Origin of the sequence: Psychrobacter halodurans, from assembly GCF_017498075.1 — a bacterium.
In the GTDB taxonomy this organism is placed as follows: Bacteria; Pseudomonadota; Gammaproteobacteria; order Pseudomonadales; family Moraxellaceae; genus Psychrobacter; species Psychrobacter celer.
The window spans coordinates 1-14261 of the sequence record NZ_JAGBKN010000005.1; the positions used below are offsets into that span (position 1 = coordinate 1).

The 14261-nt window shown below is 48.1% G+C and carries 9 protein-coding genes, 1 tRNA gene and 1 CRISPR repeat array; of the genes, 2 read left to right on the plus strand and 8 right to left on the minus strand.

The annotated features are described in order from the left end of the window. Positions 1–4 precede the first annotated feature (4 nt). Positions 5–643: a CRISPR direct-repeat array (repeat unit 29 nt; unit sequence CTGTTCCCCGTAAGCACGGGGATTAACCG). A 118-nt stretch (positions 644–761) separates the two neighbouring features. From J3491_RS03370 to J3491_RS03400, 7 genes are all read right to left on the minus strand, one after another. Continuing rightward, a tRNA-Ile gene (locus J3491_RS03370) sits at positions 762–838 on the minus strand. 96 nt (positions 839–934) lie between these two features. Further along, positions 935–1747: a pteridine reductase gene (locus tag J3491_RS03375; protein WP_207969214.1), complete on the minus strand. Its 813-nt coding sequence runs from the start codon at positions 1745–1747 to the stop codon at positions 935–937. A 93-nt stretch (positions 1748–1840) separates the two neighbouring features. After that, positions 1841–3028, minus strand: coding sequence for a tRNA nucleotidyltransferase/poly(A) polymerase-related protein (locus J3491_RS03380; protein WP_207969215.1), 1188 nt, complete (start codon positions 3026–3028; stop codon positions 1841–1843). Positions 3029–3240: 212 nt separating this feature from the next. Further along, a complete protein-coding gene (locus J3491_RS03385) occupies positions 3241–5562 on the minus strand; it encodes an NADP-dependent malic enzyme (protein WP_075100997.1) in 2322 nt (773 codons plus the stop codon). Positions 5563–5943: 381 nt separating this feature from the next. After that, entirely contained in the window at positions 5944–7410 is a 1467-nt protein-coding gene (locus J3491_RS03390) for a protein adenylyltransferase SelO (RefSeq protein ID WP_207969216.1), read from the minus strand. Between the two features lie 511 nt (positions 7411–7921). Continuing rightward, entirely contained in the window at positions 7922–9100 is a 1179-nt protein-coding gene (locus J3491_RS03395) for an acyl-CoA desaturase (RefSeq protein ID WP_207969289.1), read from the minus strand. Positions 9101–9581: 481 nt separating this feature from the next. After that, positions 9582–10343, minus strand: coding sequence for a glycerophosphodiester phosphodiesterase (locus J3491_RS03400; protein ID WP_243456082.1), 762 nt, complete (start codon positions 10341–10343; stop codon positions 9582–9584). A gap of 347 nt (positions 10344–10690) precedes the next feature. Here J3491_RS03400 and J3491_RS03405 point away from each other — a divergent pair, with 347 nt between their 5' ends. Continuing rightward, complete coding sequence (locus tag J3491_RS03405) at positions 10691–11656, plus strand: hypothetical protein (RefSeq protein WP_207969217.1); 966 nt, start codon at positions 10691–10693, stop codon at positions 11654–11656. 106 nt (positions 11657–11762) lie between these two features. Here J3491_RS03405 and J3491_RS03410 read toward each other — a convergent pair whose 3' ends face one another. Beyond that, positions 11763–12374: a cob(I)yrinic acid a,c-diamide adenosyltransferase gene (locus tag J3491_RS03410; protein WP_207969218.1), complete on the minus strand. Its 612-nt coding sequence runs from the start codon at positions 12372–12374 to the stop codon at positions 11763–11765. 197 nt (positions 12375–12571) lie between these two features. Here J3491_RS03410 and cysS point away from each other — a divergent pair, with 197 nt between their 5' ends. After that, entirely contained in the window at positions 12572–14032 is a 1461-nt protein-coding gene (gene cysS, locus J3491_RS03415; RefSeq protein WP_207969219.1) for a cysteine--tRNA ligase, read from the plus strand. Positions 14033–14261 lie beyond the last annotated feature (229 nt).

The following is a 14261-nucleotide window of genomic DNA, read 5'->3' on the forward strand; positions in this document are numbered from 1 at the left end:
GACGCTGTTCCCCGTAAGCACGGGGATTAACCGTTATGCTTACTTGGATCAACCGATAAAGATATCTGTTCCCCGTAAGCACGGGGATTAACCGAACAGCGCAATGCTGAGATTGTTGACAGCTTTCTGTTCCCCGTAAGCACGGGGATTAACCGGCTTGCATATATTCGCCCACGTTGGCCAAATCCTGTTCCCCGTAAGCACGGGGATTAACCGACTAATCGTTATCTAATAGAGAGAGTGAGAATCTGTTCCCCGTAAGCACGGGGATTAACCGCACGGATTAACGCTATTGTCAGACAATTTAGTCTGTTCCCCGTAAGCACGGGGATTAACCGATTGATGAAAAGTTAGGTAAATCTGATAAAGGCTGTTCCCCGTAAGCACGGGGATTAACCGGCTGCTCTTATTGCATCGTGTGAATCAGCAAACTGTTCCCCGTAAGCACGGGGATTAACCGTAATAATGATTGTATAGGTCTTTACTTTAGAACTGTTCCCCGTAAGCACGGGGATTAACCGCCGCCGGGGGCTGGCGTGGCAAACGATACCGGCTGTTCCCCGTAAGCACGGGGATTAACCGCTCAATCAGCGTCAGGCAGATCTCAATCGCACCTGTTCCCCGTAAGCACGGGGATTAACCGTACGCTTAGTAGGGTCTTTAGGATATTACTAGTAAACATCTGATAATCAGAACTGTCTTTAGACAATAAAAAACCCTTACAAGCTTATGCTTGTAAGGGTTTCTCGTTTTTCAATATATGGTGGGCCCAGTAGGACTTGAACCTACGACCAAAGGATTATGAGTCCTCTGCTCTAACCAACTGAGCTATGGGCCCTAACGTTAGACGCATAATGATACCTGATTTTTTTTAATTTTCAAGTAAAAGATAGCCTGTCAGACAGATATTATTCAAAATCAGCTGTTTTTCTGATCAAACACTACCACCTGCCAAAGTCAAATGGCGTCCACCATCGATGGTGATAATCTCGCCTGTGACATAGCTGGCCTGTGCTAGATACAGCACGCTATGGGCTATCTCATCAGGACGACCAATACGCTGCATCGGTATGGAGCTGAGGATGTTCTTTTGATCATCATCATTGAGGGCCTGATCACTATCAGCGTCGGGTAATATATTGACGCCTGGCGCGACACCATTGACTCGTACACTAGGTGCCATCTCAAGCGCCAAGGACTGCACCATCATACGATGCGCAGCCTTCGCCATATTATAAGCGCTATAGCCTTTAAATGGCTTATCATGAGCATGGATATCTAGCAAACTAATGATGCAGCCGCGCTGCGTTTGTAGATGAGGCAAGAATGCTTGACTGAGTAATAACGGCACTTTGGCATTGGTCAAAAACAGCTCGTCCCACTGCTGAGTATTAATGCTACCAAGGGGGCTAGGATAAAAACGCGAGGCGTTATGCACCAATACATCCAACTGACCAAAACAGGATATGATGTTCGCTACAAAGTCGTTTAGACGCTTAGGCTCATTGACCAGCTTTAAGTCAGCGACGATCATCGCCGCGCTATCAGGACGGCGGCGATTGAGATCGGCAGTGAGCGCCTTTGCTTGCTGCTCACTGTGACGACAGTGGATAATGACTCGGTAGCCTTGAGTATGCGCCGCTTTGATAATAGCAGCTCCGATACGTTTGGCGCTGCCAGTAACGAGCATGACAGGCGTGCCTGCGCTGGCAGTTGCCGACTGAGTAGGGATAACAGCTTGATTCATAGTCTATCTGTATTTTTGGTACAAAGGAATAAAGTCGTATCAGTACTATATCTTAAGAGTTATATCAGGACGCACTTTGACGGTTATCCTCATCTAAGAGAGGTGCTGAGTGTCCAGATGATCTATGCGCGCTTGCCGTAATGCTGCACCAATTTCTGGCCCTCGAAGCCCGGCTTCGATGTCTTCCATACCAATCGCGTGAAAGCTATTGAGAGCCAGCATCATTTGCCGATGCTGCTTTGCTAACTGAAAAGTATGACTACATACCAACAGCTGTGAGAGCTTTTCAGGTGCTTTATGAGCGCCGCAGGCTTGTATGAGGTCAATTCTTTCAGCGGTATCCAGCTCATTGACAGCGGCTAGGGTAGGGAGCTGCTGGACAAACAAAGTAGCAAACTGAGTATGTACTTTGGGCACCTTGACCATGTTGCCAATTTGGTTGATGTTGTTTGTCGTAGAGACAGTCTCAACGCCAGAGTCTGTGTGAGCGTTTGTAAACACATCAGCGCTCAGGCTTGTCATCAGTAGCGCCCAGCGCTGTGATAAATTCAGCTGCATTTGACCGGCAAAATATAGTGCCGTCTGCACCGTCTCTCTTATATGCGTATTATTCCAAGCCCCATGTAATGGCGCAAAATACTCGGTAAGTGCACCGATATCAAACAACTGCTGCCAGTACACATGCGGGGAGAGCTGCATCATCGCGCGGCTCGATTCTTGCCAAATACGCTCACTACTGAGGTGAGCAAGCTCTCCTGAGTGGACCAGTTGGCGCATCAATGCCAGTGTCTCCTCAGCGATGGTAAAGCCCAAATCATAATAGCGCCCATAAAATCGTGCGGTGCGCAGTACCCGTAAAGGGTCTTCACTAAACGCAGGTGAGACATGACGCAAGGTCTTATTCGCAAGATCATCCAATCCGCCGTAGTAGTCGAGCACCTCGCCTGTCAGCGGCGTGTCATCGGTTAGGCTAGTGACTTCTATCGCCATTGCATTGATGGTCAGATCACGGCGCTGCAAGTCTTCTTGCAAAGTAACATCGATGCTGGCATGGATGCTAAAGCCTTGATAGCCGACGCCTTGTTTGCGCTCAGTACGCGCTAGCGCATACTCTTCATGCGTTTTTGGATGCAAAAACACCGGAAAGTCTGCGCCTACTTGTACAAACCCAGCACTGAGCATCTGTGCCACTGTCGCGCCCACGACGACGTAGTCTTTGTCCTTGATAGGTCGTCCTAGTAGCTGGTCGCGGACGGCCCCGCCAACAAGATAAATCTGCATGATAGCCTCGTATTATCGCGCAAGTTAGGACTGATATGTGCCATCAGTCAATGACAATAAAAAACCAGCCATCGCACTGAGATGGCGATGGCTGGTTTTAGTATAACAGAGGAGCGCTATCCATAGAGGTTAGCGTCCTTTACGTTGGTACAATATTTGAAATTTGAAGTAACGAGCGAAGGGATGTCGATGCGACAAACATCATCATGCCATTATTGGTTTTCGTTTTCCAAATCCTGAGCTTCCGTCACGGCAAGTGCTGTCATGTTGACCACACGGCGCGCGGTTGCTGATGGTGTTAGGATATGGATAGGCTTACTGGTACCCAACAAGATAGGGCCGATAGAAGCGCTATTTGTCGCGGTTTTTAGTAAGTTAAAGGCGATGTTTGCTGCATCTAGCGTTGGCAAGATCAGCAGGTTCGCCGAGCCTTTTAGTGGGCTTGATGGCATGTCTTCTAGGCGAATGTTTTCGTTCAACGCCGCATCACCTTGCATCTCACCTTCAAATTCAAAATCGACGTTCATATCGGTTAAGATTTGATAGACTTTGCGCATCTTCACCGCGCTGTCACGGTTTGAGGTACCGAAGTTTGAGTGTGATACGAGAGCGACACGAGGCGTAATACCAAAGCGACGTAGCTGCTCAACGGCCAAGATGGTCATCTCAGCCAATTGCTCTGCTGTTGGGTCTTCGTGGATATAAGTGTCCGCGACAAAGATGTTGCGATCTTGCATCAGTACCGCATTCATCGCATAAAAGTCGCTAACGCCTTCTTTTTTATCAATGACACTTTGGACATAGTCTAAGTGCAATTGATAATGACTAAACGTACCACAAATCATGCCATCCGCATCGCCATTGTCTACCAGTAGCGAGCCAATTAGCGTGGTCTTGCGACGTACATCACGGCGGGCAAGCTCGATACTGACGCCGCGGCGTTTGTTTTTCTCGTAGTATCCTTGCCAGTAGTCTTTGTAGCGTGGATCGTCGTCTTGGTTGACGATAGTGATGTTTTCACCATCTTTTAGGCGCAGACCGAGTCTTTTGATATGATCTTCGATGACAGCTGGGCGACCGACCAAGATAGGGTGGGCAAGCGCTTCGTCGACCACAACTTGCACTGCCAGTAGGACGTTGTTGTCTTCACCTTCACAGTAGACGATACGCTTTGGTGCCGCTTTGGCACGCGCAAAGACAGGCTTCATCACAAACGCTGAGTTATAGACAAACTCAGATAGGCTCTGACGATAGGCGTTCATGTCAGCGATAGGCAAGGTGGCAACGCCTGAGTCCATGGCGGCTTTGGCAACGGCAGAGGCAATCTCGATGATGAGGTTTGGCTCTAGTGGGCCTGGAATTAAGTAATCACGGCCAAAGCTCTTCATCTGCTCGATGTTCTTGACGTTGCTGGTTGGGGTGGCTTCGACATGTGCCATAGCAGCGATTGCTTTTACACAAGCAATTTTCATCTCTTCGTTGACTGCGGTTGCGCCTACATCTAGAGCGCCGCGGAAGATGTATGGGAAGCAAAGGGCGTTGTTTACTTGGTTTGGATAGTCTGAGCGACCAGTCGCCATAATGACGTCAGGACGGACAGCATGGGCCAGCTCAGGCATGATTTCAGGGGTTGGGTTGGCAAGGGCAAAGACAATTGGGTCTTTTGCCATACGGCGAACCATATCTTCGGTCAAGGTACCGGGCATTGATAAACCCAAGAACATATCGACATCGTCCATGACTTCTTCGATAGACGTCGCGGTGATGTCACGAGCATAGCGCTGTTTGGTTTCGTCTAGATTTTCACGGCTGGTGCTGATGATACCGCGAGAGTCTGATACGATGATATTGTTTTTATCGACGCCAAGCGCGCAGATGATATCTAGACAAGAGATGGCAGCGGCACCTGCGCCTGAGCACACCACTTTGATTTCTTCGATTTTTTTGCCAGTGATTAATAAGGCGTTGAGCATGGCGGCCGCGACGATGATAGACGTGCCGTGCTGATCGTCATGGAACACCGGAATGTTCATACGCTCGCGCAATTCGCGCTCGATTTTGAAGCATTCTGGGGCTTTGATGTCTTCTAGGTTGATACCACCAAAGGTTGGCTCAAGAGAGGCAACCGCTTCGATAAACTTGTCTGGATCGTTTTGGGCAATTTCGATATCAAAAACATCAATGCCAGCAAATTTTTTGAATAGTACCCCTTTACCTTCCATCACAGGCTTAGATGCCAAAGGCCCAATGTTACCCAGACCTAGGACGGCAGTACCGTTGGTGATGACGCCGACCAAGTTGTTGCGAGCTGTATATTTGGCAGCAAGCTTTGGATCTTTTTCAATTTCAAGACAAGGTACTGCTACCCCTGGCGAATAAGCCAAGGCCAAGTCACGCTGGTTTGCCAGCTGTTTGATAGGGGTGACTGAGATTTTACCTGGGCGCGGAAACTCATGATAGTGCAAGGCAGCTTGTTCAAACTGCTCTTTTTCTGAACTGTGGGTATCCGTATTCAAAGTGGTATCGTCATTCATAATAATTGCCATGGTTGGAATAAATTGGAATAAAGTAAATGGAGATAAAAAAATAACGCCGCCGTCTCAACGCTTATTGAATGATAATAATCAAAGAGAACATCGGCATTAAAAGGGTTATGATCGGCAGTTTAATATCAGGCCAAAAAAGCAATCCAGTGAAAACCGTTATTCTAGCACTATTGGCAATTCACTGCCTAGTCAACTCGGCCCAATTATGCGAATAATATAATAAAATGATATTCGTTATTTCGCTGGTTGATAATGCCAAAAAACCCCATGACATATCAACCTTAATTTCATAATGTTTCAAAATATTACAGTCTATAGAGGCCAAAGACACTGTTTTGTGTTGCCTGAGGTATTAAATGGCTAAGCCAATTATGAAGAGCAGCTAATCGGCATTTGCGGCGCATGAGGGTCGGGTGGCAGGGTATCGAGCTCTGTTGCGATATCCTGTACTTGATAAGGATTCGCAAGCAAGGTAAAGACGCGATCCACTTCCTCAAACTGACCTTGTTGTGCAGCCGTAATGGCTCTTTGTGCCATGCTATTACGCAGTATATAGACAGGGTTGTGCGCCTGCATGGTAGCCTGCGCCTCTGCGAGTTTTGAAGACTCGATGAGGCTAATATAACGCGCTGACCAATCTTGCCACACTTGCTGCGCCTCAGGGCTTAACTCAGCAGTCATGGTGGTCAATAATTGATGCTCATATGGATAATCCTCTGGCGCCAGCAGGCCAAGTAGAGCCCGAAAGCTGTTGCTATAGTCGAGTGAGTTGTCTTCTAATAGAGTCAACCACTCAAAAGCCACACTGAGGCTCTCGCTTCGATGCGGCAGTCCAAGCTTTTGACACAGTCCTTGCTGATAGTGCTGCATAAACGTCGCTTCATAAGGTGCAAGACAGTCGGCTAATGCGTCACGTGTGACGCCGTCTAAACGCATAAAATGCGGCAACCAAACGTTTAGGTTCCAATGACCAATCGCTGGTTGGTTTTGATAGGCGTAGCGTCCCGTATGATCAGAGTGATTATTGATCCAAGCAGGATTAAAGCGCTCCATAAAACCAAACGGACCGAAATCCAAGGTGCTGCCGGTGATGGACAAGTTATCGGTATTCATCACCCCGTGGGCAAAGCCGATCAATTGCCAATCGGCAATCATTCGTGCCGTCCGCGCAACGACGGCTTGCAAAAATGCGAGCACAGGTATTTCGCTCTCGCGGCACTCTGGATAATAAGTATCAATCATATAGTCGGTAAATTCACCGAGCAAATCAGGGGCAAAGCTTGCGATCCACTCGACATGGCCGAGGCGAATATGGCTGTCTGCCACCCGCATTAGTGCAGCGCCAGCCTCCATGCGTTCGCGGCGCACACGCGTATCAGAAACGACAAAGCCCAAGGCATTTGAGGAAGGGATATCAAGCTGGGTAAGTGCGTGACCGCATAAATACTCACGAATGGTGCTACGAAGGACCGCGCGGCCATCTCCCATACGCGAGTAGGGCGTCAGACCGATGCCTTTGAGATGTAAGTCTTGTCGCTGCTCATTATTATCAATGACTTGCGCCATAAGCAGCCCGCGACCATCGCCCAATTGCCCCGCCCACTGACCAAACTGATGACCAGCATAAGCCATGGCCAAGGGTCTAAACTCAGCAGGCACATATTGTCCGCCTAGGATCTCGACCCAGCGAGCCATGAGCGTATCATCCTCTGCCCAGCCCAACTGCTGCGCGACTTGAGTATTAAAATGGCCGGCTCGCGGACGCTCTAAAGGCGTCGGCGGCTGTTCGTGATACAGGCGCGTGTCAAGCGTGACATAGGTGTTTTGATAGCGCATACAAGCCCTTCCTACTTTTAGAGTATTGGTTTTTTGGTACTATTTTGGTACTAAGTAATGAGTATGAATTGCCTGGTTAAGCGTTCGATTGATAGGCAGCTACGCGCACTATAGCACAGCACGGATAGCGCCGCGTTTCACTGTGTCCATCTCTTGTAATCAAGCATGTTTTTATAAAAGTCATCATCGTATGGTGTGCTGGCAAGCTCGCTTTACATAGTATAGTCAACCTAATTTAAGACAGGTATCGTCCTACTGGTATCAACAGGGGCACTGGTATGTTGGATGGACTATCGTCGTTTGAATATCGCACTGTACGAATGATAAATGAATGATAAAAAAATCCCTCTATCCATGACAGATAGAGGGAAGGAGAAACTTCAGGTGGTTTGCTTAATTAAGCTTTCAAGACTGAGTGTTGAGGGCTAGGTTTTAAAGACCAAGCTTTCAAGACTGAGTTTTAAAGGCCAAGCTTGGCGATCAAACTCAGTCGCTATGAGGTTAAGCGCAGTTAAGCGGCTTTTTTGCTAAGACCGATTGAGCGAAAAGCAGTTTTTAGGTTGCTATTGTGCTCAAGGATTTTTTGTTCAATCTTTGCATAGTCGTGTTTTAGCTTGTCATCTACTTCATGCAAACGATCAGCATATTCAGTCTTTTTCAGCTCAATGGCTTTGGCTTTTAGCGCTTGCCACTCCTCAACAGTCTGCATAAAGGCGTCGTATTCAAACTTAATGCGATCTTGAAAGTTTTTCATCGCATGAGGAATGTCGATGCCACCTGCTGTCGCCGTCTCGATCTGCTGCTGGGCTTTTTTAAACTGCATTTGCACTTCAGCATGCTTGATGGTCGTGTCATCGACCGTACGCAGCTCACTGGTCAGACCGATCTTTGATAGCCCTGCGATCAGCCATTTGGTTGGGTCATACTGCCACCATTTGACACCATTACGATAGTCGTATTGGAAGAAGTGATGGTAGTTGTGATAGCCTTCACCCCATGTAAATATCGCCAAAAAGAAGTTATCACGGGCACTGTTGGTGTCGGTATACGGGCGCGTACCAAACATATGACACAAGGAGTTGATAAAGAAGGTAAAGTGATGCGTCAATACCAAACGCAGCAGGCCTGCAATGATGAGCGTGCCCCAAACATCCCCTAATAGCCAACCAATCGCAGCGACCATACCGACGTTCATAGCAACCACCCACAAGCCATAATACTTATGCTGGATTTGCAAGACACGATCTTTGGTCAAATCAGGGATGTTTTTGTAATCGAACTTACCACTAGGGTAGTTGCGTAGCATCCAGCCAATATGACTGAACCAAAAGCCGCGCTTGGCAGAGTATGGGTCATCCAAACGATCATCGACATGACGATGATGGCTACGGTGCCCAGATACCCAGTCAAATGCTGATCCTTGTACCGCTAGGGTTGAGCCAAGCAATAAAAAGTTTTTGACAATAGGATGGGCTTTATATGCACGGTGCGACAGCAGACGGTGATAGCCTGCAGTAATGCTAATGCCAGTCCAGACCATAAAAGCGCCAAACACGCCCCAAACTGGTGCGCTGACGTCGTGAGTAAACAAATACCACGGCGTGATGATCGCAGCCGCAATCGGAGTGGCGACTAAGATAGTGGCTGGAATCCAGTTGATCGGCGCTTTGGTAAACTCAAACTCGCGCATGTCGATACTTGCTTCTTGAGACCCTGCAACTGGCGCATCGATATGTGCATAGTTGCGCTTGGCAACTGGCTGCTCACCGAGCGAGCTTTTCGTTTTATTTTCATCAAAGCGCGTTTTAAAGCGTGTGATTTGAGTGCTGGCGGTCTTAACAAGCGTGTCACCAGATTTGATAGCGAAACGTAAGCCTTTAAGCGGTAAGCCAAGTGCTTTTTTTGCAATCATATAACATCCCTAACGGTATTCATTTAAGCGTCTATGGTACCCTAAAAAAACAATAAAGTGAACACTTATGCACTATAAAAATATTGCTAAATAACAACAACTTGTATGGATTATAGACTGGATAGGTCAAAATAGCGATAGACTTATCAGACATGAAGGAGAAGTGTAAGTGTTACAGTAGATATGTACAAAAACCCATGTCTCAGAATTGAGGGAGAGTCAGAAACTATAAATAAAAAGTTAACAGTGCAACCGTAACCTATTGTCGGCCCAGTATCTGACTGGGGAAGTCGGTGATGATGACATCGACCTGCCAGTCGATTAGCTGCTGTATGGTGTCGATATCATTGACCGTCCACGCACTCACAGGCAAGTTGTAACGGTGGCTATGAGCGATGATGGCTCGACTCAGCAGCGGATAATGCACGCCCAGCTGTACACAGCCCAACTGCAAAGCAGTATTGGTCGCGGTCGCCAGCGCTTCGGCGGTGCGAATGAGTAAACCTCGCGGTAGGCGTTTTAGCTGATGATGCCGCTGCAGACGCACATGCAGCTCGGTGTCAAAGCTGGTTAGTACAATCGGTAAATGAATCAGCGGCGTGTCAATCAGATCGCGGGCTAGCGCTTGGATAAGCGCAGTATAATCGGTGCGCTCATGGGTTTTGATCTCAAGCTCAATGACAGAAAACTCGTGCAACGTCTGGGCAATACTGGCTAGGGTAATAATAGGATGACCAAGCTGTAGGTGTCGTCTGATCTCCGCTAGAGTCAGCTGAGCAATACGTGACTGCTGGCCACACATCCGCGCCAAATCCTCATCGTGAAAAATCACTAAATGACCATCAGCGCTTAGCTGGACATCGAGCTCTACACCAGCCAAACCATGGTTTTTTAGACGCCCGATATGCTGAAATCCAAGTAAGGTGTTTTCTAAGGCTTCACCGCGCGCGCCGCGATGACCGAGTAACAGCGTGTTTTTAAAGTTTATCATCAGATACAGTAACGAGTGTTTTAGGCTCATCATATCGCCTGAGATAGGCGACGTCTAACAACATTTACGACTGCTATCTGGGCAAATGCCGAACCAAAATGAATCAAAATGGTGGGCGCTAGATTTAACCTTCAATGAATCAAAATGTTCAACACGCCCTATATAAATATGTCATTGTTATGTTTTTGCAACCAAACGCAGGTTTTGTGGCGAATGAGGGACGTTATTTGTATATCCATGGCAGACACTAATGACCATTTCACCCAAACACCGTATAATAATTTAGTTTTAACCGCTGGCAGCTAGGGTTTTGGTTTGAACATCAATCACTGTCCGTCAGTGACGGTACGAATTAGTAAATTGGGAGCAAAATACATATGAGCGTAGCAAATAAGAGTGTGAGCAAGTGGCAAAAAGTGGCTGGTATTGGCATGGTATGTGGTTTAGCGCTTGTCGGCTGTGATCGCTCAGAAAAAGAAGAGACGACAGAGACCGCTGAGCTGACAGAGCAAGAGTCCGCCGCAGAAAATGCTGCTGCTACTGCAGTCAGCTGTGATGATCCTATGGTGCAAGATCGCCTCAAAACGACACTAAAAAATACGCTCAATCAACAAGCACAGACGCTCGCTGCCAATTATGCAAATGACGCCGAGATCAGCCTTGCAGGCGCTAGCATTGCTGATAAGACCAATGGTGTTGTGATTGATGTACAAAACGCAGCAGTACTACAAGCAGCCAACAGCAATGGCATGACGACGTGTCAGGCGAGCGTCAGTATGACGCTCCCAAGTGAGGATTTGTATCAAGCCAGTCAGGTGCAAGCGGCCAACAATCAGCCAAGCCTGCAGTCTCGTCTTGCGCAAAACAACATTCGTATCAATAACAACATGCTCGTGGATGACGCCTTTACCTATGTCGTTGGCGCTCAAGGCGGGCAAGTAAGTACGCGAATCGCAGGTCAGCCCGCGCTTCTCACTGTCGTGGCTGATGTCATGGCAGGCTCCGTGTTTAAGTCGGCGATGGATGCTGCCCGCGCCGAGCGTGAAGCAGAACGCCGCGCTGCTGCACAAGACAATGAGCGCCAGTCAGCACCTGTGCGTCAGCCGCGCGCTGCCACACCAGTCGAGCCGATTCGTCCGATCCAGCCTACTACGCCGCCGACCATCGAGGTGCCAAGTACCAATAACCAAAATGAAAGCGCTAGTGCTAGCTCGCAAAGCAGTACAGCAGCCAACAGTGCTGCGACTCCCAGTGAGCCTGCTGCCCCTGCGACGCCAAAAGCAGTGCCAAAAGATGACAGCATCGATATGGTCATTATCGAAGATGAAAGCGCTACTTATTAATCCATAAAAATCAGTAATGATAGTGGTTTTTAGAAGAAAAGAACCCGTAACGTCTTTACGTTACGGGTTCTTTTTTTGCTTGTATATATCAGATGTCTCGGGCCCGCTACTTATCACTGGCGAAGTTTTGTAACACCTGACTGTCCCAAAGCACCTCAGAGACCTGCTCAGGGTCTGTGCAAAAACGTGCCGCGACAAACAACCAATCAGACAAACGGTTGATCAAGCTGATGGCCGTTGCACGGATTGCGTGCGGGCGCGCTTGCTGTAATAGGACTGCTTGGCGCTCAGCACGGCGACACACACTACGTGCGACATGCAGCTGACTAACCAGCAACGACCCAGTGGGTAAGATAAAGTCTTTTAGTGGCGCTAAGGTAGCGTTCATTGCATCGATTTGTTGCTCTAGCCATTCAATGTGCATGCTGTTCACGCCTTCATATTCTGGCATGGCAAGCTCGCCACCGATATTAAACAAAAGATGCTGAATAATAGCCAACGCCTCAGAAAGCTCGGACTCGTCCGTCTGCGTCTTAAATGCTGATAGAGCGCCTTGCTGCAAGTACGCGCGTACCATACCGAGGTGTGAGTTTAGCTCATCAATATCACCCATCACGCCAAACAAGATATCGGCTTTGCTCACGCGGCTGCCATCTGCCATGCCGGTGCTACCATCATCGCCGGTACGTGTATATATTTTACTCAAACGGTTGCCCATCTTGATATCCTTAGCAGTTTTTATCGTTCAGTGGTGTTAGTTATGTGCTCATTGTAGTATTTTATGGCGGTTTTCGCTAAGATAATGGGTTAAGTTTTATCGCGCTGCAGAGTTTATGATAGCTCATTGATCGCTGCGCGTGATTTTTTGTCTGTTTTGTTTGTATTCCACTTATTTATATCAAAGGCTTTTTAACTATGACCACACCACTTGCCGATGCGATGTCTCAGCTGGCCATTTATGATTCACTGACAGGTAGCAAGCGTCAGTTTGTACCACTCAAAGCAGGACAGGTCGGCATGTATGTGTGCGGGATGACCGTTTATGATTATTGTCATATCGGTCATGCGCGTGTGATGGTGGCCTTTGATATGGCGGTGCGCTGGCTTGCGCAGCTAGGCTATGACGTCAATTATGTCCGTAATATCACCGATATCGATGACAAAATCATCGCGCGGGCGAGTGAAAATGGCGAAGAGATTGGTGCATTGACCCAGCGTTTTATCGATGCAATGCACCAAGATGCGAGCGCTCTAGGCTGCCAGATGCCAGATGCTGAGCCGCGCGCGACCGATCATATCGACGAGATGCAGCAGATGATTGGCAACTTGGTCAACAATGACTATGCGTATGCAGGGGATCATGGTGACGTCTATTATGCGGTCGATAGCTTTGCTGATTATGGCAAATTATCTAAGCGTAACTTGGATGATATGCAGGCAGGCTCGCGTGTTGAGGTCGAGACTGACAAGCGCAATCCATTCGACTTTGTCTTATGGAAAGCGGCCAAACCCGATGAGCCGCAGTGGGCGTCGCCTTGGGGACAAGGGCGTCCTGGCTGGCATATAGAATGCTCAGCGATGTCGACCAAATGCCTAGGTGATACCTTTGATATCCATGGCGGTGGTCACGACCTACAGTTCCCGCATCACGAAAACGAAATCGCCCAGTCAGAAGCCGCGACAGGCTGCGAGTACGCGCGTAACTGGATGCATGTCGGCTTTATCAATGTCGATGGCGAAAAGATGTCGAAGTCACTGGGCAATTTCTTTACCATTCGTGATGTGACCGCGAAATACTTACCTGAGACGGTGCGTTTCTTCTTATTATCGAGCCATTATCGCAGTCAAGTAAATTTCTCAGACAGCGCTTTGGATGAAGCGCATAATAGCCTAAGCAGACTATACAACGCGCTAAAATTGGCCGAGCAACAAAAAGGGCAGTCAATCATAATCAATGCAGAGCTAGTGGCTGAAGCTTACGATAGTGCTGCTGGACAAGACTTTATCAAAGCCATGAATGATGATTTTAATAGCTCAACGGCGATTAGTGTGTTGTTTGGCTTGGCTCGAGATGTCAATAAAGCCGTTAAAGCTGAAGATGTGACGGCGGCATGGCAGTCAGCTCAGCAGCTCAAGGCCTTGGCACAAGTGTTAAATCTCTTGCAGCAGCCTGTACAGCAGTTCTTGCAAGCGGCGACCGGAGAGCAGGCGGATAATGGGCTAGATGATGCTGCTATCGATGCGCTTATCACTGAGCGTCATGATGCCAAAGCCAGCAAAAACTTTGCCCGCGCCGATGAGATACGCGAGCAGTTAAAACAGGCGGGTATCGAGCTTGAAGACAGCCGCGCTGGTACCACATGGCGCCGCGCGTAAGTGGATTTGAGCGGACTTATACGATCATACTTGTTTTTTTACATATAAAGTCAGCTTGATGCTGGCTTTTTTTTGTACTCAAAATAAATATAGTCGATCCTAAATAAAGTTGGCATGCAAGATACTATGTGCCACGTGCTAAAGGTGCTTATTGTGCGCGGCGTTGGGACAGCACGCAAGGTATTAAATAAAATATCTATACGCCTTGTACCAAGACCAAACGGTTTTG